The organism is Paenibacillus litoralis (assembly GCF_046244365.1).
Classification (GTDB): domain Bacteria; phylum Bacillota; class Bacilli; order Paenibacillales; family NBRC-103111; genus Paenibacillus_V.
The window spans coordinates 115,884-138,380 of the sequence record NZ_CP176395.1; the positions used below are offsets into that span (position 1 = coordinate 115,884).

The 22,497-nt window shown below is 50.6% G+C and carries 22 protein-coding genes; all 22 read left to right on the forward strand.

The window, feature by feature from the left end:
• The first annotated feature begins 104 nt into the window (after positions 1–104).
• The 22 genes from ACKGJP_RS00505 (at position 105) to argJ (ending at position 22,464) form a co-directional block, all read left to right on the forward strand.
• Positions 105–2,054, forward strand: coding sequence for a DEAD/DEAH box helicase (locus ACKGJP_RS00505; RefSeq protein ID WP_409343769.1), 1,950 nt, complete (start codon positions 105–107; stop codon positions 2,052–2,054).
• On the forward strand, positions 2,044–2,823 hold the full coding sequence (locus tag ACKGJP_RS00510; RefSeq protein WP_409343770.1) for a ComF family protein: 780 nt from the start codon (positions 2,044–2,046) through the stop codon (positions 2,821–2,823). Before ACKGJP_RS00505 ends, ACKGJP_RS00510 begins: the two co-directional genes overlap by 11 nt.
• Positions 2,824–2,934: 111 nt before the next feature.
• On the forward strand, positions 2,935–3,351 hold the full coding sequence (locus ACKGJP_RS00515; RefSeq protein ID WP_409347037.1) for a TIGR03826 family flagellar region protein: 417 nt from the start codon (positions 2,935–2,937) through the stop codon (positions 3,349–3,351).
• A 164-nt stretch (positions 3,352–3,515) separates the two neighbouring features.
• Positions 3,516–3,791 (forward strand): flagellar biosynthesis anti-sigma factor FlgM, encoded by a 276-nt coding sequence (gene flgM / locus ACKGJP_RS00520; RefSeq protein ID WP_409343771.1) that lies wholly within the window; start codon positions 3,516–3,518, stop codon positions 3,789–3,791.
• 39 nt (positions 3,792–3,830) lie between these two features.
• Positions 3,831–4,328: a flagellar protein FlgN gene (locus ACKGJP_RS00525; protein WP_409343772.1), complete on the forward strand. Its 498-nt coding sequence runs from the start codon at positions 3,831–3,833 to the stop codon at positions 4,326–4,328.
• Positions 4,329–4,340: 12 nt separating this feature from the next.
• Positions 4,341–5,807, forward strand: coding sequence for a flagellar hook-associated protein FlgK (gene flgK, locus ACKGJP_RS00530; protein ID WP_409343773.1), 1,467 nt, complete (start codon positions 4,341–4,343; stop codon positions 5,805–5,807).
• 23 nt (positions 5,808–5,830) lie between these two features.
• Positions 5,831–6,730: a flagellar hook-associated protein FlgL gene (gene flgL / locus ACKGJP_RS00535; protein ID WP_409343774.1), complete on the forward strand. Its 900-nt coding sequence runs from the start codon at positions 5,831–5,833 to the stop codon at positions 6,728–6,730.
• Between the two features lie 41 nt (positions 6,731–6,771).
• The gene (locus ACKGJP_RS00540) at positions 6,772–7,341 is read left to right on the forward strand and encodes a DUF6470 family protein (RefSeq protein WP_409343775.1); all 570 of its coding nucleotides are present in this window, start codon (positions 6,772–6,774) and stop codon (positions 7,339–7,341) included.
• A gap of 107 nt (positions 7,342–7,448) precedes the next feature.
• Complete coding sequence (gene fliW / locus ACKGJP_RS00545; RefSeq protein ID WP_409343776.1) at positions 7,449–7,928, forward strand: flagellar assembly protein FliW; 480 nt, start codon at positions 7,449–7,451, stop codon at positions 7,926–7,928.
• The gene (gene csrA, locus ACKGJP_RS00550; RefSeq protein WP_409343777.1) at positions 7,900–8,127 is read left to right on the forward strand and encodes a carbon storage regulator CsrA; all 228 of its coding nucleotides are present in this window, start codon (positions 7,900–7,902) and stop codon (positions 8,125–8,127) included. Before fliW ends, csrA begins: the two co-directional genes overlap by 29 nt.
• A gap of 146 nt (positions 8,128–8,273) precedes the next feature.
• Complete coding sequence (locus ACKGJP_RS00555; protein WP_409343778.1) at positions 8,274–10,259, forward strand: flagellin; 1,986 nt, start codon at positions 8,274–8,276, stop codon at positions 10,257–10,259.
• A 139-nt stretch (positions 10,260–10,398) separates the two neighbouring features.
• A complete protein-coding gene (locus tag ACKGJP_RS00560) occupies positions 10,399–10,797 on the forward strand; it encodes a flagellar protein FlaG (protein ID WP_409343779.1) in 399 nt (132 codons plus the stop codon).
• A 40-nt stretch (positions 10,798–10,837) separates the two neighbouring features.
• Complete coding sequence (gene fliD, locus ACKGJP_RS00565; protein ID WP_409347038.1) at positions 10,838–12,754, forward strand: flagellar filament capping protein FliD; 1,917 nt, start codon at positions 10,838–10,840, stop codon at positions 12,752–12,754.
• Positions 12,755–12,826: 72 nt separating this feature from the next.
• Positions 12,827–13,228, forward strand: a complete 402-nt coding sequence (gene fliS, locus ACKGJP_RS00570; RefSeq protein WP_409343780.1) for a flagellar export chaperone FliS — start codon at positions 12,827–12,829, stop codon at positions 13,226–13,228.
• Positions 13,221–13,559 carry a flagellar protein FliT gene (locus ACKGJP_RS00575; protein WP_409343781.1) on the forward strand — a complete coding sequence of 113 codons (339 nt, stop codon included), beginning with the start codon at positions 13,221–13,223 and terminating at the stop codon, positions 13,557–13,559. The genes fliS and ACKGJP_RS00575 overlap by 8 nt, the downstream gene beginning before the upstream one ends.
• Positions 13,560–13,878: 319 nt before the next feature.
• Positions 13,879–14,076, forward strand: a complete 198-nt coding sequence (locus ACKGJP_RS00580; protein ID WP_409343782.1) for a cold shock domain-containing protein — start codon at positions 13,879–13,881, stop codon at positions 14,074–14,076.
• A gap of 256 nt (positions 14,077–14,332) precedes the next feature.
• Entirely contained in the window at positions 14,333–14,881 is a 549-nt protein-coding gene (hpf, locus tag ACKGJP_RS00585; RefSeq protein ID WP_409343783.1) for a ribosome hibernation-promoting factor, HPF/YfiA family, read from the forward strand.
• A 251-nt stretch (positions 14,882–15,132) separates the two neighbouring features.
• The gene (gene secA / locus ACKGJP_RS00590) at positions 15,133–17,640 is read left to right on the forward strand and encodes a preprotein translocase subunit SecA (RefSeq protein ID WP_409343784.1); all 2,508 of its coding nucleotides are present in this window, start codon (positions 15,133–15,135) and stop codon (positions 17,638–17,640) included.
• A gap of 37 nt (positions 17,641–17,677) precedes the next feature.
• A protein-coding gene (gene prfB, locus ACKGJP_RS00595) for a peptide chain release factor 2 (protein WP_409343785.1) occupies positions 17,678–18,800 on the forward strand; the annotation gives its coding sequence in 2 pieces (ribosomal slippage) (positions 17,678–17,749 and positions 17,751–18,800; 1,122 coding nt in all).
• Between the two features lie 254 nt (positions 18,801–19,054).
• A complete protein-coding gene (locus ACKGJP_RS00600) occupies positions 19,055–19,924 on the forward strand; it encodes a YitT family protein (RefSeq protein ID WP_409343786.1) in 870 nt (289 codons plus the stop codon).
• A gap of 219 nt (positions 19,925–20,143) precedes the next feature.
• Positions 20,144–21,196, forward strand: coding sequence for an N-acetyl-gamma-glutamyl-phosphate reductase (argC, locus tag ACKGJP_RS00605; protein ID WP_409343787.1), 1,053 nt, complete (start codon positions 20,144–20,146; stop codon positions 21,194–21,196).
• A gap of 41 nt (positions 21,197–21,237) precedes the next feature.
• Positions 21,238–22,464 (forward strand): bifunctional glutamate N-acetyltransferase/amino-acid acetyltransferase ArgJ, encoded by a 1,227-nt coding sequence (gene argJ / locus ACKGJP_RS00610; protein ID WP_409347039.1) that lies wholly within the window; start codon positions 21,238–21,240, stop codon positions 22,462–22,464.
• The last annotated feature ends 33 nt before the right edge of the window (positions 22,465–22,497 follow it).

Sequence of the window (22,497 nt, forward strand, 5' to 3'; positions counted from 1 at the left end):
GCAAACATGCGAATAAGCTGGCGAAGTTGCAAAATGGAGGCCGAATTTGGCGATGAGCAGGAACAACACGGCGAGACTTGGAATGACGGAAGAGGAGCCGATGAATGAAGGCAACTTTATACGCTATCAAGAGCGGTGGCGAGTGGAGCTGGCGGGCGACGCCGGATTTTCGCATCGATCTTGCGTACTGGCTTCGGCAATATGATGGACGGACGGACATCGTATCGCTAGAGCCTGCCTTATCGTGGGGACAAGCTGTATGGATACGGGATGATTTCAATAAGCGAAGTCTTCAGCTTCACCAGCATATGCATGTCAGGAGGGAATTGACGAAGAGGTTGCAGGAATCGGGTATCGATTCGAATAGGATTCATAACGTGACGTTTAAAGAGTGGTCGCGTTCCGTAGATAAGGGTAAGGGGACTCAGGCCGTTCTTGGAGACATTGCAGAGATCGATCGTATGCTGTTGTCAAAAGTGGTGAAGCTGCTGCAGGGACGTTCTCTGCTTCCGGAGGAGCTAGTTAGTTTACTGTCAGCGCATGGCCTTGGCCATATCGAGGAGCGCTGGCTTTCCTATGTCCAGTTAGCCTCCTTGGAAGGGCGCCTCACCTTGACGAACGGTATTTGCCGGAAGGAGAGCGGCTGGCTATGGCGCCGTGTCCGAACGTTCGCATGCCGTCGCTGCGGCAGCGGCGAGAAACGGATGTTTTGGAGCAAATGTTTGTTCTGCGGGACGGACTGCCCGTATTGCGAGGAATGTTTGACGATGGGACGATCGCGGTATTGCTCGCTTGTGATTAATGGGGAGGCGGGCTGCGGCGATGGGAAGCGTGCGAATATCGAGCGGGTGGAAATGGAGCATGCATCGGGGGCCGGCGAAGGCGGACTTGAGAAGCATTTGCAGCCATGGGGATTAAGCCCGGCACAGACTGAGGCGTCAGCGAAGGCGCTGCTCTTTTTGAGGGAAACTACCGCTGGTGCAGGCGGGGGGAGTAGGCCGGCGTTGGCAAATACGACAGCCGGAGAGGCTGCCGATAATCGGCCAAGCTTCCTGATCTGGGCGGTAACAGGCGCGGGGAAGACGGAGATGATCTATCCGCTGGTCTCGCACGAACTTGCGGCAGGCCGCAGCGTGCTGATTGCGACACCGAGACGGGACGTCGTGCTGGAGCTGATGCCGCGTATTGCCAAGGCGTTTCCGGGCGAGAAAATCGTAACGTTGTACGGCGGGAGCACCCAGCGCTGGGAGCAGGGGGGCATAACGCTTTCCACGACGCATCAGCTTTTGCGGTTTTGGCGTCGTTTCGACCTGGTCGTGATTGACGAGCTGGACGCTTTTCCGTTCCATGGCAATCCTGTTCTCGAATATGCGGCGATCAAAGCCTGCAAGACGGAGGGGCGCTATATTTTGCTTTCCGCTACGCCGCCTCTGCCTCTGCAGAATGCCGCGGCCAGCGGGAAGTTGCCGCATGTGAAGGTGCCTGTGCGTTACCACCGCCATCCGCTTCCCGTACCGGTTTTTATTATGTCTAAGCCGATCAAAAGCTGGATTAAGCTGAACGCGATTCCCAGGCGCGCGTTAATAGCGATGAGGGCGTCGGTTGCGCGAGGGGCTCAGCTGTTTATTTTCGTGCCAGCCATCGTACTAGTCGAGCCGCTTGTCGGACTGCTTCGCCGATCGTTTCCCGGACTGGAAGTACAGGGGACGTCGTCTAAAGACGAGAACAGAGCGGATAAAGTAACCGGCTTTCGCGAGAAGCAGACCGATATGCTTGTGACGACGACCATACTTGAGCGCGGCGTGACCGTGCCGAAGACGGACGTGTTGATATTGGATGCGGACTCTTCGCTGTTCAACGAGGCGGCCCTTGTCCAAATGGCCGGACGCGCCGGACGGTCGAAAGACGACCCGAAGGGTCGCGTGTATTTTATCGCGTACGAACGGACGCAGGCGCAGCGGGCGGCCATTCGGCAAATCAACCGGATGAACCGGCTGGCAAAGGCCAAAGGATATTTGCTGGCTAGCCAGGAGGTGCGACTTCATGATCGGTGAGCCTCGAAAGCCACTGTCGGGACTATGGAAGGGAATGAGTCAAAAAGTCGGCGGGCTGCTGGCGGGCTTTCACCGGGAGTGTCCGGTTTGCCGATCTTCCTCGAGCGGTGCTTCGAATCCGTTAGGCCTCTGTGCGTCCTGCTTCGGGAAAATACCCTGGATTACGGAGATTCACTGCGACACATGCGGCCGGTATGAGACGTGTCCGGACTGCCGGCGCCGACGCGACACTGCCTTTACCCGCAACCGAAGCGCCGTTCGCTACGATCCGGTCATGAAGCAGTGGCTGGCGCTATTCAAATATCGCGGCGACGAAAGGCTGCTACAGCTCTTTGCGGACATGTTGGTTTTGGCGTATCGGAAGCATGGCGAGCATGCCGAGCTGCAGGGCGGCGGCTTTGATCTGCTTACTTATGTTCCGCTTAGCGAGCAGCGCTTGCTGGAGCGGGGCTTTAATCAGGCGGAGCAGTTGGCGCTTCGGCTCGGACATAAAACGGGCGTCCGTGTCTTGCCCCTGCTGACCAGAACCCGCCACACGCCTAAGCAGAGCTTTCAGAAGCGCGCGGAGCGGCTGAGCAACCTGGAGGGGGCTTTTGACGTCGACTCCTCATTGCTGGAGAAGCTGACTTCTGCAGCCGGCAGCGGAAACCGCCTGCGAATTGCAATCGTCGATGACGTATACACGACAGGCACCACTTTGCAGCACTGCTCCTCGCTTCTTGCGCGGCATGTGCAGGCATCCTTTTACGGAATAACATGGGCCAGGTAGCGGGGATGTACAATGTTAGCGGATTATCTATACAAAAACGTCTCCCGTAATGTAAACTGTTTGGTATAAGAATGACCGTTTGATATAATCGGGGGGCTTTAATATATGGGTATGAACGTCGACAACTGTCCTCGCTGCGGCAAAATATATGTGAAGAACATTCGTGAGGCATGCCCGTCCTGCATAAAGGACTTGGAGCAGCAATACGAGAAATGCGTCAAATATTTACGGGACTCCCGTAAAGCGACCATTACGGAGCTAAGCGAAGCGACTGAGGTTTCCATTAAGCAAATTACGAAGTTCATTCGGGAAGGGCGCATTTCCATTGCAAGCATGCCGAATATGGGCTATCCTTGCGAAGTGTGCGGAACGTTGATCCGCGAAAATTCTCTGTGCTCTAGCTGCCGTCAGCGGCTGGTCAAAGACGTTTCGAACGCCAGGGAAGACGAGCTTCGGGCAGAGGAGCTGCGCAAGCAAGATGGGCATTTGACCTTCAATATTCAAGATCGATTGAAAAACAAAAGATGAAAATATAAAGTTTTAACGCCATTAGGCCGATAATAGGTATAACGATTATCGGTTTTTTTGTTTAATGTTTTGGGGCACCCCGCAAAGTAATCGGAATAAGCCTCGAAGGCCATACGTCACTTTGTGGGGATATTTGTTTAATGCAGCACAAAAGAGGTGAGTACATGAAGATCAACGAAACACAACGGATCAACGGGATTAACCCTTATAAGAACAACAACAATGCCAGCCACAACGTGTTGAACAAGAAGGGGAAGCGCAAGGACGAGGTACAGATATCTCCGGAGGCGAAGGAATTGCTCGGTACGCAGCGGGGCAATACGCAGGATCAGGAAGTGCGCAACAAGAAGATCAATGAGTTGAAGCAATCGATCGAGACGGGGACTTATCATCGGGATGCCCGCCAAATCGCCGAAAAAATGCTGCCTTATATCAAGTGACAGACTCTTATGAAGTGAAGGATGAGGTGATTTTGCGTGGTGATTGAGCCGATTCTGACGATCCTGTCTCAATTAACTGCCGTCCATGAGCAATTGCTTGAATTGGGCGAGCAGAAAACGGGCGTGATCGTTCGCAATGACGTGGTGGAACTGAATAGAATCGTTGGGAAAGAATCCAGGCTGACCGCGCAAATCACCGCACTCGATCAGCAGCGGGTATCTGCAGTAGGGCAATATTTATCCGCCAAAGGGTATCGCCCCCATCCGTATATTACGGTAAGCGATATTGTAAAGCTTGTCGTGAAGATGGAAGAGAAGCAGGCGATCTACGAAGCACAGCGGAAGCTGTTGGCGACGATCGAGCAATTGAAGGAAGTAAACAAACAAAATCAGCAGCTAATTGAGCAATCGCTTTCCTATATCGATTATTCTCTGGATCTACTAGTAGGCCCGCCCGACGATGAAGCTACCTATCAGCATCCTTCCAATCAGTATGCAGGGATGAAGAGAAGCGGCCTGTTCGATACGAGAGCTTAAGGAGGAACAAGCATGAGATCGACTTTTACCAATATCGAAATGTCCAAGCGAAGCCTCTTTACGCAGCAGGCCGCTCTGCAAACGACAGGACACAATATAGCGAATGCCAATACCCGCGGCTTTTCCCGTCAGGTGGTCAATATGGTGGCTGCCCGCCCTATTGAAGCGCCGGGTTTGATGAACAGCAATATCCCCGGACAAATGGGACAAAGCGTCGAATTCGACAAAATCGAACGGGTGCGCGAACAGTTTTTGGACAAGCAGTTTTACAACGAACAAAAAGGCTTTGGCGAATGGTCCGTTCGAAGAGATACGCTCGAGAAGCTGGAAGCGATCATCAACGAGCCGTCGGAAACCGGCATCCGGAAAGTCATGGACGGCTTCTGGAACGCGTGGCAGGAGCTTAGCAAGCAGCCTGACAATCTGGAAGCGCGCGCCGTTGTCAAAGAAAGCGCGTTGGCGCTTACGGATGCTTTCAACCATGCCGCCAGGCAGCTTAAGGATTTGTCCGCCGACCTTACGGACAACATCGATGTGAAAACCAGCGAGGTCAACTCGCTGCTGGGTCAAATCAAGAGCATGAATCATGAAATATTCCGGATCGAGACCTTGGGCAACAATGCGAATGATCTTCGCGACCAGCGGGACGTCTTGCTGGACGATTTGTCCAAAATCATCAACATTACGTCGACCGAAGAAGAACAAGGTTACACGATTAAAATGGGCAACGTAGAGTTGGTCAAAGGCGATACGGTAGTACCATTCAACCTCAACACGGTGAATACGAACTATGTAACGGACGGAACCGGCAATTTGAACAGCGGCGAGCTGTTTGGATTGATGTATTCCAAAAACAAGCTTGTTACGGAATATCAAAATCAATTGGATTCCCTCGTTTCTACTATGGCCGATGGCATTAACGGCGTCCATAAACAAGGCTACACACTCAAGGAGCCTACGGAGCTCGGACAGGACTTCTTCGTATTCCTGCCGCAAACGACACCGGCAACCAGTCTCTCCGAGAGAATGCGGGTCAATAGCGTCATTTCCAATAATGTGGAGAACATTGCCGCTTCCAAAGCGACCTATACCGATGCGAACGGTGTGTTGAAAGTCGTGAAGGGCAACAACGAACTGGCCTTGCAAATCGCAAATATTCGCAACCAGAAATTTAACTTCAATACGTCCGGTATCGAAAAAATCATTTTGAACGGCGGGACGTTCGACGAGTTCCTACGCGCAGTCGTAGGCGAGATCGGGGTTCAAACGCAAGAAGCGGAACGTCAGGCAAGCAACCAGCAGATCCTTGTAGAGCAGATTGACTCCAGAAGACAAGCGGTCAGCGGGGTATCGCTCGATGAAGAGATGGCCAACATGATCAAATTCCAGCATGCCTATAACGCAGCGGCGAGAGCTTTGACGGCGGCGGACGAGGTACTGGACAAGATCATCAACGGAATGGGCGTTGTAGGCAGATAAACGAGTATCGGGGTGAATAATAGATGGGCACACGCGTTACCCAAAGCATGTTAAACTCGCAGATGCTACGAAATATTAACTCCAACATGAATCGTATGCAGACGCTGCAGGATCAGCTCTCTACAGGACGAAAAATCAACAAGCCGTCCGATGATCCCGTGGGTATTAGCTTCTCGATGCGTTACCGCAGCGATCTTAATGTGAATGAACAATATGAGAGCAATGTAGCGGCTTCCCAGTCGTGGATGGATTATACCGACACGATGATGGATCAGGCGGGAAAAGTACTGCATCGCGTTCGTGAATTAGCTGTGTCAGGAGCCAATGGGACCAACTCCAAAGAGTCCCTGGAGGCCATGCGGATTGAAGTGGAACAAATGTACGGACAAATGGTTAATATCGGGAATAGCCAGTTTAACGGCAAATACGTATTCAATGGCCAACTGACCGACATCAAACCGTTTCCCGACGAGAACGACGCTATGAATGCGGTAACCGATACGAAAGAGATTCAGTTCGAGATCGGATTGGGTGTTCGTATGGCGGTTAATAAAACCGCGGAGCAAGTGTTTGGAGTGTCCGGTACGGAGAATAATGTATATAAAGTATTTAAAGATCTCTCAAAAGCGTTGGGCGATCAAGATTCTGCCGGCGTTTCTACAGCTTTAAGTAAACTTGACGAGCGGTTGGATGCTTTTCTAGGTGTACGAGCGGATGTTGGGGCGAAGTCGAATCGTATTCAGCTTGCCGCGGATCGATTGCAAGATATCGACGTTAACGTGACAAGTCTGCTTTCCAAGACGGAAGATGCCGACATTGCCAAAGTCATTACAAACTTGAAAATGGATGAAAATGTTTACCAAGCCTCGCTTTCGGCAGGATCCAGACTCATTCAGCCAAGTTTGCTCGACTTTTTAAGGTAAACTTTGAGTTTCTATTTATATGTAGTTAAGGAGGGTTGACCGTGGTCATCACGCCTCAAATTCAAATTAGACAACAGCCAGCTTTATTGGGGATTGACGCCGATTTGGGCAAGCAGGATATCGTCCAGCCTAGGGCGACATTTGAAATGACCACGGAACGGCCTCAGCAGGATATTCGTCAGCCTCGCGGCGATTTGGATATCGATCAGTCGCGGTCTTGGGATGCTCTTGGGGTAGGTGGTGTGCTGCAGACGATGAGCCGCATATACTCCAAAGCGCCGGAAATTGCGCTTCAAGCCATTGCCCGTATCGCCCAGGATGGAGATCGGATGGCTAAAATCCATATCAAATCGGATGCTTTTAAGGAGCTGGCTCAGAATATCCGTCTCGAATTCGGGAATTTTGATGTCGTGCCCCCTACGGAATATGATAATGTAGACATCACCTATACCGCCAATAAAGCGGATATCAATGTTACGGACGGAAGGGTTAACTTGAATACCCAGCCGAATCGTCCCGAAATCAGCTACAACCGGGGGAAACTGGATATTTACATGATGCAGTATCCCAAAGTGGAGATTACTCCGCCGAGTATTGACTATACCGTTTAGTGAGAGAGAGTGCTGCTGCTTCCAGAGCCTCTCTTTTGTTTTTGGAGGACTTGTATCTCATGACGGCGAATTAAGTAGTGAAGTCTTGTAAGAATGGAGCGTAATCGATGAACATAATAACAACCCTCTTTGGCAATATTGAAGTAGAAGAAGATCAACTGTACCAATTTTCAAGCGGACTGCCGGGATTCGAGGATATGGTAAGATTCGCGCTGATTCAACCCAATGCGGATGAACCTTTCGTTTATCTTCAATCTGTAGCAGAGGCGGGTTTGAATTTTATTCTAACCAACCCATTCTTTTACGTTCAGGAATATGATTTTGAAGTTCGAGAGCACATTACGGAAGAACTGCAAATTGCGGATACCTCCGACATCGCCGTTTGGTCGATCGTCACGGTGAATAGTTCCCTAACGGAGGCTAGCATCAACTTACTGGCTCCTATTCTTTTAAATGTTAAAACCAAGCTGGGCAAACAGATTATTCTCCATGACACCTCTTACCCAGTCAGATACCCGATATTGAACGATAACACGTCAAGCGGAGAGGAGGACTCCCATGCTAGTACTGTCGAGGAAAAAGGGTGAGTCCATCATCGTCGGGGGGAATATCGAGCTCGTAGTACTCGGTACGGAAGGCGAAAATGTGCGGATCGGGATCAAAGCGCCTAAAGATGTAGAGGTTTATCGGAAGGAACTGTTTCAATCCATCCAGGAGGAGAACCTGCAGGCAGCGAAAAATAAAATCGACCCGATACAGATCAGCAAACTTTTTCAAAAAAAATGAAAAGTTTTCGATTTTGCTCTAAACTAATTTTCGCTAAAATTCGATATACTTAGTAGCGGCAATTTATAGGGCGGCCGACCTATAAATCTGCTACATATGAATTCCACATGGATGTGGAATAAGAACCTTCAGGGAGGAAGAATACAATGAGAATTAATCACAACATCGCAGCTTTGAACACGCACCGTCAATTGACGGGCAACACGAATGGCGCAAGCAAATCTTTGGAAAAACTGTCCTCGGGTCTTCGCATTAACCGTGCGGGCGATGACGCTGCAGGTCTTGCTATTTCCGAAAAAATGCGCGCACAAATCCGCGGTCTGGATATGGCTGCTAAGAACTCGCAAGACGGCATTTCCTTGATTCAAACTACAGAGGGTGCGCTTAACGAAACGCATTCGATCTTGCAACGTATGCGCGAACTGGCTGCTCAATCTGCCAATGATACGAACGTAAATGTTGACCGTTCTGAAATTCAAAAGGAGATTAACCAACTGTCTTCCGAGATTAACAGAATCGGTAACACTACCGAGTTCAATACCCAAAAATTGCTGAACGGTAGCGGAGAAGAAATTAAATCTACGCTTTCGACGATCAACCGTGGTGGAGCAATTGGTGATACGGCACAATTTGCCCAAGTTACCGGTTCCATATCAGAGCAGAAAGGTGTCAATACAATCCAAGTAGCTGCTGCTATTACTGCAGGGTCTACAGTATTGGTTGGTGATCAAACCTTCACTGCGGTATCGGGTCCAGCTGACGCTTCATTGGGCCAATTTAGTATTGATACAGATGTGAACGCAACTGCTGCTAGTTTGGCAGCTGCGATCAATGCAAATGCTTCACTCAATAGCAGATTTGCAAATGCTGCGGTTGCTACGGATACAATAACGCTTACTGAAAGAGCTGGGCAGGCTACAGGGGCTGCTCTTACCGCTTCGGTGGTAGCTGGCGGTACAGGAACTCTTACTGCGAATGAAACCACAGCAAGTAGAAAAGAAGTTCAAGGTAAATATACCTTTAACTTGGACAAAGCATTTGAAGTCGCTGGTCAAACACTGACTATCAATAGTGTTGCATTAACTGCTGTTGCCTCAAATGCAGCTGCTGGCCAATTTAACATTAACGCTGATCGGGAGCAACAGGTAAAAGACATTGCAAAAGCGATCAACGCGGATACTAACGCAGGCTTGGGTGCTCGCTTTGAAGCAACAGTAAAAGGAACAACGATTACTCTGACTGAACGTGTAGGTAAGGCAGCCGGAGCAGCAGCAAACCTTACTGCAGCTGGTGCCACTGGTATCGTTGACTCTACTCCTGCAGCAAGCGCAGGTATCTACAACTCCGAATTCAAAACGCTGGTTGGAAACGGCGGGAAATTCACGATCGATGGCGTAGACATCAAAGTAACGAATGATGTTAACGATAAAGGATTGGCTGATGGAACAGCGATGTTGGCAGGCAACTCGCTTAAACAACAAGCTGACAATCTCGCTGGTGCTATCAATGCTAATGCTAAACTGAATGGAAGCTATACAGCCTCCACTACAGGCGATAAATTGACATTGACGCAAAAAGCAGGTAAAGAAGCATTGGTTGCTCCTGTGGTAACAGCTAACACAAGTGCAGAATCCAAATTCGAAGCCAATTTCCAAATCGGCGCTAACTCTGGTCAGTCCATGACAGTAGTTATCGAAGACATGCGTGCTAACGCACTCGCGATCACTGGCGATAAAACAGGTACAGTTACGGCTAAAAACGGCCAAGTGGCTTCTTATGCTAAAACTTCGACTGTTACCAACGGTTCTAACAACGAGAACGTTGAGTTTGCACTTGATGTAACGGATCACAAGAAAGCATCCGCTGCATTGAGCGTAATCAACGACGCAATCGAGAACGTTTCTAGCCAACGCGCTCAATTGGGTGCTGTTCAAAACCGTCTGGAGCACACGATCAACAACTTGCAAACCGCTTCCGAGAACTTGACTGCTGCTGAATCCCGTATCCGCGATGTGGACATGGCGAAAGAAATGATGGACTTCACGAAAAACAACATCCTTTCCCAAGCAGCTCAAGCCATGCTGGCTCAAGCCAACCAACAGCCGCAAGGCGTTCTTCAGCTCTTGCGTTAATCGATTTACAATCAGTACGAAGAGGATTGGGAGTTTCCCAATCCTCTTTTTTTATTTCTCTATTCGTGCGCTCTAACAAATTGCCAATAAATTGCCGATAAAAGAGTTAAATCTATATCGTGAATAGTGAGGGAAAAGTATGAGTTCAAATGACATGTCGATAGGCCAATCGGTAGCTCCAGTGTCAATTGAACGGATAGCAGCAGATAGTTCAGTCAAGTCAGATAACCAGGCACCGGCAACTGTGTTGCAAAACGTTCAGACTAGCAGGGATTTAAAGAAGGCCGAATTAAAAGGGGAGCACGTCTCGATAAGCGATGAGCAGTTGATAAAAGCTATTGAGCGTGCTGTCAAAGCTATGCAAGGAGCAAGCACGCAGCTGGAGTTTTCCATACACGAGAAGACGAAGCAGATTATGGTCAAGGTGATGGACAAGGATACGGGGCAAGTATTAAGAGAAATACCTCCGGAGAAAAATCTGGATTTTGTAGCAAAGCTATGGGAGATGGCTGGAATTCTCGTCGACGAGAAAAGGTGATTTCAAAGATTCGTAAGGACGGTGAATGAATGTGAGTGGCATGCGTATCAGCGGGTTGGCATCAGGTATGGACATTGATGAAATGGTAAGTAAATTGATGAAGGCTAATCGAGTGCCTTTGGATAAGTTGAGCCAAAAAAAGAAATATATGGAATGGCAACGCGATGATTACAGGACTTTGAATATGAAAGCTCTGGACATGAAGAACGCGGCGTTTAACTTAAAGCTTCAGTCCGCGTATAGCGCGCGTAAGGCATCCGTTTCCGACGAAAATACCGTATCTGTCACTCCGACACAAGGTACAAATGAAGGCCTTTATACGATTAAAGTCAATCAGTTAGCCAAGTCGGCTTCCATAGCAACAGGTCCATTGACCGGGGTTGCGAACGGTAAGGATCCGCTAAGCAAGCTTGGATTGACAGCAGAAACTTCCCTAACAGTAAGCGGGGAGAAGGGGACTGCTACGATTATGCTCAAACCGACGGATACGGTGTCGGGACTCGTTTCGGAAATAAATGCAAGGGCGAATGTAACCGGTGTGAAAGCTTCGTATGACGAAGCGATGAACCGTCTATTCTTCGTGTCCTCAAATACCGGATCAACCTCTAAAGTACAGTTAAGCATGAGAAGTACGACGGAAGGAACAGGTCAAAACCTGCTAAATACCGTTTTGAAACTGCCTGCCTCTGGAGCCCCAACAGATCCGGTGGCTACACCGATGGCCGACAAAGGACAGCTATTGACAGGTTCCGTCTCTTTCTCTCCAGACAAAGACTCTGCTTTAATTGACAGTAAATTAACTGCAGAGCAGATTTTAAAAATCAGCGTTAGCGATGTCGCTGCTCCATACGAATTTAAGGTCTCGAGTACGACAACTGTCGGCAAGCTAATTAATGATATCAACAGTTCGGAGCTCGGCAAAACCGGGGTATCCGCTTATTTGAATAGTGACGGAAAGATAGCATTTTTTAATCCCGATGACTCCAAGACGATAAGTTTTGCAAATGCGTCTACAGATGGCAGCGATTTGCTGGGGAAGCTGGGATTGGACGGGGTAGTATCGTCGACGAATGACATCGACTATTCCCAGTACACAGCAGGCGGCAAAGATGCCATTATTGAGTTTAACGGTATTACTGCCCAATATAAGTCAAACACGTTTACAGTCAACGGGATGTCGGTTACCGCCAAAAAGGAAGGCGGACCGGAGGTTAACGTATCCATAACCCAAGACATCGATAGCACTTTCAACACGATTAAAGCTTTTGTGGATAAATACAATGAGTTTATTGGAGCGGTTAATACCAAACTAACGGAGAAGAAGAACCGTGAATATACTCCGCTGACAGACGAGCAGAAGAAAGATATGAAAGAAGACGATATCAAACGCTGGGAAGAAAAGGCTAGAAGCGGCTCTCTACGAAATGACTCTTTATTCACAAATGGATTGCTTACCATTAGAAATGCTATCAATCAACAAGTTGATGGACTACCAACCGGCGATTTAAAGCAATTATCGGAGATTGGAATCGGGACTACTTTAGTTTCGGGCTCTGCTATCTCAGGCAACTATTTTGAGAATGGTAAGCTTTATATTGACGAGAAAAAGCTTCGTAAAGCACTTTCGGACAATCCCGATCAAGTCATGAATATTTTCACTAAAGACGATGGCAATAAAACAACCGATGGCGGGGATGGCATCGCTACGCGGCTTTATGAGAAGTTCGACGCCATGTTTAAGCAAATTTCCAATAAGGCAGGAACTTCCGATAGTATCGAAACGAACTTTACTATGGGAAAAGAAATGTTAGATATTAATAAGAAGATTAATGAGCTATCAACCAAAATGGAAACTCTTGAAACGCGGTACTACAAGCAATTTACGGCCATGGAGAAATACTTGAGTCAAATGAATACGCAGAGCAGCTGGCTTTCTCAGCAATTTGCTGCTAAGTAGTCAATTGACAATATAGGAACTGCCGACTAAGATTGTTTGCGAAGGCATCAGTACGGGGGAGGCACACAAACGATGATTTCAGCACAACGTAACAAGTATTTGGAGACGACGATCCAGACGGCAACGCCTGCTCAGCTGCTTATTATGCTGTACGATGGAGCCATTCGTAATTGCAGAGCGGGAATCGAAGCCTTGCGCAGCGGACGCGTAGGTGATGCGAACACCCATTTGATCAAGGCTCAGGACATCATTAGCGAGTTGGTCATCACGTTGGATCGCAGTGCCCCTGTTTCGGAAAACTTGTTGAAGCTTTATGAATATTTCGGCTATCTGCTCGTTCAGGCTAACGTTAAGAAGTCGGAAGTACCCGCAGAAGAAGTGCTGCAATATTTAATAGAGCTTAAAGAAACCTGGATACAAGCGGCTAAAGCATCCAATGCCACAGCAGCGAACTCCGGAGTCCAGCATGCATGATGCATTTCAACAGCTAGACGAGCTTACAGCAAGGCTTGTAAGACATTTGGATAAAGCTACATTTGACGATATCGAGCGGTTCATGCAGGAGCGCAGTGATCTGATCGATCATATCTCCAAGCTAGATCTCACAGGGGATCTGCATCGGGCAGCCGGACAAATGGTTCAAAACGTACTTGTCCATGATAAGGCGATTATGAACAGGATGATGCAGCTCCGTAACGAAGCTTCAGAGGGATTAAGTAAGCTATCTACTGCCCGTGTGCAGCGATCTGCTTATGATGGCGGAGATGCTTATAATGAGGGCCTCTTCTTTGACCGTAAAAAATAATAGGTTTTTGTCACGAACCCTTTCTGTGCACTAGCGCAGGAGGGTTTTTTTGATGCAGAAATTCCATCTTGTGCACAAACATCTATCCCCACCTGTGGATAATGTGCATAACTCTGTTGATAACCAATGAAAACAAGCTTTCATCGTTCTGCTAAGATGTTTAGATTTTGTTAATAGCGAAATTTTCAGAATAATGGATATTGATTGAATAAGGCGCTTTCATTTCAATTGACATCGCTTCCAACGGGTGTTATAGTCAAAATGTGGGCAAAGGCGCCCTCAGCTATCCAGCTATTTGAAGACGAAGGGAATGTGTCGCATGCAAGGTAAAGTGAAATGGTTTAACGCAGAAAAAGGCTACGGTTTCATCGAGCGTGAAGACGGTGGGGATGTATTCGTTCACTTCTCCGCAATTCAAACCGAAGGATTCAAAACGCTTGAAGAAGGCCAAGCTGTAGAATTCGACATCGTAGAAGGCGGACGTGGGCCGCAAGCGGCTAACGTTGTAAAACTGTAATTATCCGGCCAATCGGCCGATCGGAATAGTGCGCGTTCATGGGGCTTAGGCCTATTTGAGCAAACTCTATATAGATGGCTATTATCCGATATGCTAGCGTTACACCTCGGCAGATGCCGAGGTGTTTTTTCGCATTTGTGGCGGTTTTGGGAAGACGCAATGGATACTTGACGTTCTGTTATATTTTTCGTGTTAAGTTTTTTTGAAGCGGGCGGGCGAATATAGTATAATACAGATAGAAGGGAGGAGTTATACCATGAAATTCAACATCCGTGGCGAGAACATTGAAGTGACAGCGGCTTTGAGGGATTACGTTGAACGTAAGCTTAGCAGGCTGGAAAGGTATTTTGAAGCTCCCCTTACCTCTGAAGTAAACGTAACATTAAGCGTGGTTCGTGAAATGCAGAACATCGAGGTGACGATTCCCCTCACGGGTGTGCTGCTGCGTGCGGAAGAGCGCGCCGGCGACATGTATGCCTCCATCGATCTAGTGGTGGATAAGCTCGAACGACAAATTCGCAAACATAAAACAAAAGCCAATCGTAAGATTCGGCAGGAATCCGGACATAAGGCATTCTTTAAGGTAGAAGGCATTCCGGCGCATTTGCTGGATGACGAGGACGATCTCGAGCTGGTTCGTACGAAGCGCTTCACATTGAAACCGATGGATGTGGAAGAAGCGATTCTGCAAATGAACATGGTCGGGCATAACTTCTTCGTTTTTGCCAATTCGGATACCGAGCAGGTGAATGTCGTTTATAAACGCAATGACGGCAAGTACGGCCTGATCGAACCGTCTCATTAAGGCGGACGAGATGTTGACCTTGACAACCTAAACCAAGAAGCTGCATAAGCCTGATCCGATGGGATCGGGCTTTTCTATTTGAAACTTGACGTTTGGCGGGCCGTACTAATGGTATGCCCAGGGTGGACTGGCGGCATTAGCGCTTTGGGAGAACTGACGGATATTACCTGTGCGAAAGGCCGTCGTTTTCTTGCTACGGCTCTGTTAAACTGTTACAATTTAGGCAAACCGTCTTTGAAAGGGGCAAGCCCATGCTGGGACTCGTAAAGAAAATATTTGGCGATGCCAATGAACGGGAAATTAAACGAATCACGAAAGCCGTAGAATACATCAACTCGCTCGAGCCTTCGATGGAGACGCTGACGGACGAGCAGCTGGCTGCCAAAACGGTAGAGTTCAGAGAGCGCCTGGAGAAGGGCGAAACGCTCGACGACTTGCTGCCGGAAGCCTTCGCGACGGTGCGCGAAGCTTCGAAGCGTACGCTGGGCAAGCGTCATTTTGACGTCCAGATGGTCGGCGGTATCGTCCTGCATGAAGGCAAGATCGCTGAGATGAAAACGGGCGAAGGTAAAACGCTCACCGGTACGCTTTCGGTTTATTTGAACGCACTCGCGGGCAAAGGCGTCCATCTTGTAACCGTCAATGATTATTTGGCGACGGTCGGCCGGGATGAGATGGGCAGAATCTACAATTTCCTCGGGATGTCCGTAGGACTGAACTTGAACTCGCTTGATCATGGGGAGAAACAAGCCGCCTATGCCTGCGATATCACATACGGAACGAATAATGAATACGGCTTCGACTATTTGCGCGATAACATGGTGCTTTATAAGGAACAAATGGTTCAGCGCCCGCTGTATTACGCGATTGTGGATGAGGTTGACTCCATTCTGGTCGACGAAGCGCGGACACCGCTTATCATTTCCGGACAAGCTGCTAAATCGACGGAGCTCTACACGGTGGCGGATCGTTTTGTCAGCCGTTTGAAGCTGGAAGAGGATTATACGGTCGACGTGAAGCTGCGCTCGGTAACGATGACCGAAGCCGGTGTGGCGAAAGCGGAGCGGGCGTTCGGCATCGAAAATCTTTTTGATCATCAGAACGTTACGCTTAACCATCATATTACCCAAGCGCTGAAAGCGCATGTCATTATGAAGCGGGATGTCGACTACGTCGTGCAAGAGGACGAGGTCGTCATTGTCGATGAATTTACGGGCCGTCTGATGACCGGCCGCCGCTACAGCGACGGGCTGCACCAAGCGATCGAGGCGAAGGAAAACCTGCGCGTACAGAACGAGAGCATGACGCTCGCGACGATTACGTTCCAGAATTATTTCCGGATGTATAAGAAGCTGGCGGGTATGACGGGTACAGCCAAAACCGAGGAAGAAGAATTTAAGAAAATTTACGGTCTCGACGTTGTGGTCGTTCCGACCAACCGCCCGATGATCCGTAAAGATACGCCGGACGTCGTATATAAATCGGTCGGCAGCAAATTCCGCGCCGTTGTCGACGAGATCGTAACCCGCCATCAAAACAACCAGCCGGTGCTGGTCGGTACGGTGTCGATCGAGAACTCCGAGCGGCTTTCTGAAATGCTGAAAAAGAAAGGCATCAAGCATCAGGTATTGAACGCGAAATACCATGCCGAAGAAGCGGCTATCGTTTCGCGCGCCGGACAGTCGGGGGCCGTCACAATCGCAACGAACATGGCGGGCCGCGGTACCGACATTTTGCTTGGAGAAGGCGTCGCCGAGCTCGGCGGTTTGCATATTATAGGTACGGAACGGCACGAAAGCCGCCGGATCGATAATCAGCTGCGCGGCCGTGCCGGACGTCAAGGCGATCCGGGTTCCTCGCAATTCTACTTGTCGCTGGAAGACGAGCTGATGCGCCGGTTCGGTGCGGAGAATATCATGGGCATGATGGACCGCCTCGGGTTTGAAGAAGATCAGCCGATCGAAAGCCGGTTGATCACGAGAGCGATCGAATCCGCTCAGAAGCGCGTAGAAGGCAATAACTTCGACGTTCGGAAAGTCGTTCTTCAATATGACGACGTCATGAACCAACAGCGGAACATCATCTACAAGCAGCGGAAAGAAGTGCTCGAATCCGCAAATATTAAGGAAATCGTCCACGGCATGATCACGCCGGCGATCGAACGCATCGTGGCCGCTCACTGTCCGGATGAGCAGGTGCCGGAAGAATGGGATCTGCAGGCGGTAGTCGATTATGTTCACGGGAACTTGCTTCCCGATGAGACGCTCGAGAAGAATGACTTGTGGGGCAAAGAGAAGGAAGAGATCGTTGACTTCCTTAAAGACCGCATCTACAAGCTTTACGACGAGCGCGAGGAGCAGATCGGCGAAGAGAGCATGCGCGAGTTCGAGAAAGTTGTCGTGCTCCGTGCGGTAGACAGCAAATGGATGGACCATATCGACGCGATGGATCAGCTTCGCCAAGGTATTCACCTTCGTGCCTACGGCGGTACCGATCCGCTTCGCGAGTATCAATTCGAAGGCTTCGAAATGTTCCAGGAAATGATCGAGAACATCCAAGAGGAAGTCGCCATGTACGTCATGAAGGCGCATGTGGAGACGAACCTGGAGCGTCAGGCGGTAGCTCAAGGCCAGGCGGTCGATCCGAGCGGCGAGTCGGCGCCCAAGAAGCCGGTAACCCGTGACGAAGACCGAATCGGACGGAACGATCTATGTCCGTGCGGCAGCGGCAAAAAGTATAAGCAATGCCACGGCGCGTAAGCTTCGCTTCCCATATTAGCTAAGAGGTGTAAAAACGATGATCGATGCGCAAGTTAAACATGGTATGAAGGAAATGGCAGAACGACTCCAACAACTTAGGGGGTCACTTTGACTTCGATCTGAAGCAAGAACAGATTGCGGATTACGAAGAGAAGATGGCCGCTCCCGATTTTTGGGACGATAACGAACGTGCGCAAAAGATGATAGCCGAAATGAACGGCGTCAAATCCGTGATCGACCAGTATTTGGCGCTTGCCAACGAGTACGACGACCTGGAAGTGCTGATGCAACTGGCGGATGAAGAGCAGGATGAGGATATGACGGCCGAGCTGACGAAAGGCGTAGCCGATCTGAACCGGAAGTTCGAGGACTATGAACTGCAGCTGCTGCTCAACCAGCCTTACGACCGGCTCAATGCCATTCTCGAGCTGCATCCCGGGGCCGGCGGCACCGAGTCCCAGGACTGGGCGGAAATGCTGCTTCGCATGTACCGGCGTTGGGCGGAGAAGCGCGACTTCAAGGTTGAGGTTCTCGATTATTTGCCTGGCGACGAAGCGGGGGTTAAGAGCGTTACGCTGCTCATTAAGGGCTTTAACGCTTACGGCTACCTGAAAGCGGAGAAGGGTGTTCACCGGCTCGTCCGGATTTCGCCGTTCGACGCTTCGGGACGCCGGCATACCTCATTCGTTTCGTGCGACGTTGTGCCGGAGATCGACGATGATGTGGAGATCGATATTCGGACGGAGGATTTGAAGATCGATACGTACCGGGCGAGTGGGGCGGGCGGTCAGCATATCAATACAACCGATTCGGCGGTACGCATTACCCATATTCCGACCGGCGTTGTCGTAACGTGTCAGACGGAGAGATCGCAGATCAAGAACCGCGAGCGCGCGATGAAGGTTCTTCGCTCCAAGCTCTATGAGAAGAAGATCGAAGAACAGCAGAAGCAGCTGGCGGAAATTCGCGGCGAACAGTCGGACATTGCTTGGGGCAGCCAAATTCGCTCCTATGTGTTCCATCCGTACAGCATGGTGAAGGATCACCGGACGCAGGCGGAAACCGGCAATATCGGCGCGGTTATGGACGGCGACCTCGATTTCCTGATCGATGCGTATTTGCGGAAGCAAATCAATCAGCCGAAGGATGACGAGCGGTAAGCGAAGCGTGCATCCTGTTTAGCTCTAAACGAAACGGATAAGACAAACCTACGAAGTCATTCCTACCTGGTGGGGTGCGGTAGCCATTCAGGCTTACTCATCCGAACGGGTAGGTTTTTAATGTTTTTGGGGTCCGCAGCCAGACACATCGTACTGGAGTCTCGAGGCGAGGCTTGTCAAAACATGCGGCTTTCTGCAAGTATGAGGCAATAAAGATTTCTCTCAAGTCGAGTTAGTTTTCAAGAGGAGGCCCTATGCGCAGAAAAGAACCTCTCATCCGGCCGGGAACGCCGCTTCATCATACGATCGAGTATGCGATGCTGCTGGTCGGTTCCCTCATCATCGCGCTGAGCTTTAACCTTTTCTTGAATCCGAATCAGGTTGCATCCGGCGGCGTGTCGGGGATTTCCACCATTCTGGAGCATGCGTTTGGGCTGGAGCCGGCGGTCGGACAATGGCTGTTGAACATTCCGCTCTTTATAGCGGGCGTGCTGCTGCTCGGTAAATCGTACGGCTTGAAAACGGCGGTAGGATCGGTAGTGCTGCCGCTTTTTGTGCTGTTTACCCAGCACCTGCCGTCGCCGACCGATAATGTGCTGCTTGCCGCTATCTACGGCGGGATGGGCGTAGGGCTCGGTATCGGCATCGTGTTTCGCGGCCGCGGCTCCACCGGAGGCTTGTCGGTCGCAGCGCAGCTCATACATAAATATACGGGCTTGAGTCTGGCTCTGGCGATTGCGTCGATGGACGCACTGGTCATTTTGTCGGCGGGCTTCGTCTTCTCGGCGGAAAAAGCGCTGTATGCGCTGATCGGCCTATATGTGACGACCAAAACGATCGATATCGTGCAGATGGGGTTCGGCTATTCGAAGGTTGCCTTCATTATTAGCAACAAAACGGACGAGCTGTCGGACGCGATTCTTCATGTGCTGGACCGCGGCTTGACGAAGCTGAACGGTGCAGGCGGCTATACCGGCGACGAAAGGGTCGTGCTGATGGTGGTGGTCGGACAGACGGAAATCAGCAAGCTGAAAACGATCGTGCAGTCGGTCGACAGGTCGGCGTTCGTCATCATAAGCGATACGACGGAAGTTTTGGGCGAAGGCTTTAAACTGCAAGCATAAAAAGGTAAAATGAAAAAGGATTTGGACACGCGTTTCCGCAGACGTTGCAGTCGGGCGGAAAGCCTATAGCCCTTGGGCTGCGACGATTGGCGGACAGGATCGGCTATAGAAATTTTGGCATGCGGAATGTGCAAGAAACCGTTGAATTATTATGCATTGGAATGTATAATGATTCATATCGTTTGGGGACGGCTACGTATAGGGCGAGGAGGAATTGGCATGACACAAAAAACAATAAGAGCGGCGGTTGTCGGATCGACGGGCTATGGCGGGGTGGAATTGATCCGCTTTTTGCTCGGGCATCCGAACGTGCAGGTAACTTCGGTCATTTCGTCTTCGCATGCAGGGACGCTGCTGTCGGACGGATTTCCGCATTTGACGGAAATTATCGTGGATGAGCTGGATGCGGTCGATGTGGACCTGATTAAAAGCAAGGCGGATGTCGTATTTACCGCGACGCCGCATGGCGTCAGCTCGGCGCTGTGTCCGAAGCTGCTTGACGCGGGGCTTAAGGTAGTCGATTTGTCCGGGGATTTCCGGCTGCAGTCGGGAGAGCTTTACGAGAAATGGTATAAGCATAAACCGGCGGATCCTGCTTATTTGCAGAAGGCGGTTTACGGCATGGCGGAAGTGTTCGGCGACGAGAGCAAGGGCGCGGATTTTATATCGAACCCGGGCTGCTATCCGACGTGCACGGTGTTGGGGCTTGCTCCGGCGGTAGCGGCAGGATGGATCGATCCGTCTACGATTATCGTGGATGCCAAATCGGGCGTATCCGGCGCGGGCCGCGGGCTCAGCCAGCTCGTCCATTACTCCGAAATCAATGAAAATTTCCTTGCCTATAAAGTGAATAAACATCAGCATGTGCCGGAAATCGAGCAGACGTTGTCGCGCATTGCAGGGAAGCCCGTTGTGACTACGTTCACGACGCACTTGGTGCCGATGACGCGCGGGATTTTATGCACGACGTATGCGTCTTTGACGGAAAATCGGACGGAAGACGATTTTATCGCTATGTACCGCGAGTACTACAAAGGACGGCGGTTCGTGCGCGTCCGCAATAAAGGCAAATGGCCGGCAACCAAGGAAGTGTGGGGCTCCAATTACTGCGACATCGGCTTCTCCGTCGACGAGCGGACCGGACGGGTCACGATCATTTCCGTTATCGACAATCTGGTGAAGGGCGCGGCGGGTCAAGCGATCCAAAACCTGAACCTGATGATGGGCTGGGACGAGTGGGCCGGTCTTGAATTCACGCCGGTATACCCGTAAGAGGCAGAATTATAATAGGAGTTCAAGGAAAGGGAACGATGATGGGGATGAAGGAGCTATTTACGGTTGTGCCGGACGGCAGCGTCACGACGCCGAAAGGATTTCGCGCAGGCGGCTTGCACTGCGGACTGAAGAAGACAACGCGGTTTGACCTCGGGGCGATCGTATGCGACGTACCTGCTGCCGCTGCGGGCGTATATACGCTGAATGCGTTCCAAGCGGCGCCGCTCAAGGTGACGCAGGAGAGCATCGCGGTAGAAGGCAAGCTGCAGGCGATGTTGGTCAACAGCGGAAACGCCAATGCTTGTACGGGGAAGCAAGGCGAGGATGACGCGCGTACGATGCGTTCGGAGCTGGCCAAAGGACTGGGGCTTGCTGAGCATCTTGTCGGCGTGACGTCGACCGGCGTAATCGGCGAGCTGCTGCCGATGGGGAAAGTGTCCGCGGGAATCGAGCAGCTGCCCGGGCAGCTGAAAGCGGACGGCGGCGATGATTTTTGCCAGGCTATCTTGACGACGGATCTCGTGAAGAAAATGATTTGCGTTCGCGTCAAAGTCGGCGGGGAAACGATTCATATCGCCGGAGCGGCGAAGGGGTCGGGAATGATCCATCCGAATATGGCGACGATGCTCGGCTTCTTGACGACGGATGCGGATATCGCCGGCGAAGATCTGCAAAAGCTTCTGAACCAGTCGACGGACTCGACGTTCAATATGATTACGGTTGACGGCGATACGAGCACCAACGATATGGTGGTTGCCATGGCGAGCGGTCTCGGCGGTGGCGGCAAGCTGACTCCGCAGCATCCGGATTGGACGGCATTCGCGGCGGGCTTCCGCCACGTTGGCGAATACCTCGCCAAAATGATCGCCCGCGACGGCGAGGGTGCGACGAAGCTGATCGAAGTCAACGTAGTCGGTGCTGAATCGGAGAACGCGGCGCGCGCCATAGCGAAGACGGTAATCGGCTCCAGCCTGGTGAAATCGGCCTGCTTCGGCGCAGACGCGAACTGGGGACGTATTATAGCGGCTGTAGGCCGTGCGGGACAGCCGGTCAACACGGAAACGGTCGATATCCGCCTCGGCGACATTAGCGTGCTGGAGCAATCGCGTCCGGTGAAATTCGACGAAGAACGTGCGGCGGAATACTTAAAGGGCGAGCTTGTCGACATCTACGTGAACCTGAACATGGGGAACAGCCGGGCGACAGCTTGGGGATGCGATCTGACTTATGAATACGTGCGAATTAACGCGGCGTATCGGACATAGAAGGAATACGTAACGGTCATTCGGCGAACGGCA

Excerpts from the sequence above, each read along its gene's own strand:
- ACKGJP_RS00505 (WP_409343769.1), top strand. The coding sequence starts at position 105 with ATGAAGGCAACTTTATACGCTATCAAGAGCGGTGGCGAGTGGAGCTGG.
- ACKGJP_RS00510 (WP_409343770.1), top strand. The coding sequence starts at position 2,044 with ATGATCGGTGAGCCTCGAAAGCCACTGTCGGGACTATGGAAGGGAATG.
- ACKGJP_RS00515 (WP_409347037.1), top strand. The coding sequence starts at position 2,935 with ATGAACGTCGACAACTGTCCTCGCTGCGGCAAAATATATGTGAAGAAC.
- flgM (WP_409343771.1), top strand. The coding sequence starts at position 3,516 with ATGAAGATCAACGAAACACAACGGATCAACGGGATTAACCCTTATAAG.
- flgK (WP_409343773.1), top strand. The coding sequence starts at position 4,341 with ATGAGATCGACTTTTACCAATATCGAAATGTCCAAGCGAAGCCTCTTT.
- flgL (WP_409343774.1), top strand. The coding sequence starts at position 5,831 with ATGGGCACACGCGTTACCCAAAGCATGTTAAACTCGCAGATGCTACGA.
- fliW (WP_409343776.1), top strand. The coding sequence starts at position 7,449 with ATGAACATAATAACAACCCTCTTTGGCAATATTGAAGTAGAAGAAGAT.
- csrA (WP_409343777.1), top strand. The coding sequence starts at position 7,900 with ATGCTAGTACTGTCGAGGAAAAAGGGTGAGTCCATCATCGTCGGGGGG.
- ACKGJP_RS00555 (WP_409343778.1), top strand. The coding sequence starts at position 8,274 with ATGAGAATTAATCACAACATCGCAGCTTTGAACACGCACCGTCAATTG.
- ACKGJP_RS00560 (WP_409343779.1), top strand. The coding sequence starts at position 10,399 with ATGAGTTCAAATGACATGTCGATAGGCCAATCGGTAGCTCCAGTGTCA.
- fliD (WP_409347038.1), top strand. The coding sequence starts at position 10,838 with ATGCGTATCAGCGGGTTGGCATCAGGTATGGACATTGATGAAATGGTA.
- fliS (WP_409343780.1), top strand. The coding sequence starts at position 12,827 with ATGATTTCAGCACAACGTAACAAGTATTTGGAGACGACGATCCAGACG.
- ACKGJP_RS00575 (WP_409343781.1), top strand. The coding sequence starts at position 13,221 with ATGCATGATGCATTTCAACAGCTAGACGAGCTTACAGCAAGGCTTGTA.
- ACKGJP_RS00580 (WP_409343782.1), top strand. The coding sequence starts at position 13,879 with ATGCAAGGTAAAGTGAAATGGTTTAACGCAGAAAAAGGCTACGGTTTC.
- hpf (WP_409343783.1), top strand. The coding sequence starts at position 14,333 with ATGAAATTCAACATCCGTGGCGAGAACATTGAAGTGACAGCGGCTTTG.
- secA (WP_409343784.1), top strand. The coding sequence starts at position 15,133 with ATGCTGGGACTCGTAAAGAAAATATTTGGCGATGCCAATGAACGGGAA.
- ACKGJP_RS00600 (WP_409343786.1), top strand. The coding sequence starts at position 19,055 with ATGCGCAGAAAAGAACCTCTCATCCGGCCGGGAACGCCGCTTCATCAT.
- argC (WP_409343787.1), top strand. The coding sequence starts at position 20,144 with ATGACACAAAAAACAATAAGAGCGGCGGTTGTCGGATCGACGGGCTAT.
- argJ (WP_409347039.1), top strand. The coding sequence starts at position 21,238 with ATGGGGATGAAGGAGCTATTTACGGTTGTGCCGGACGGCAGCGTCACG.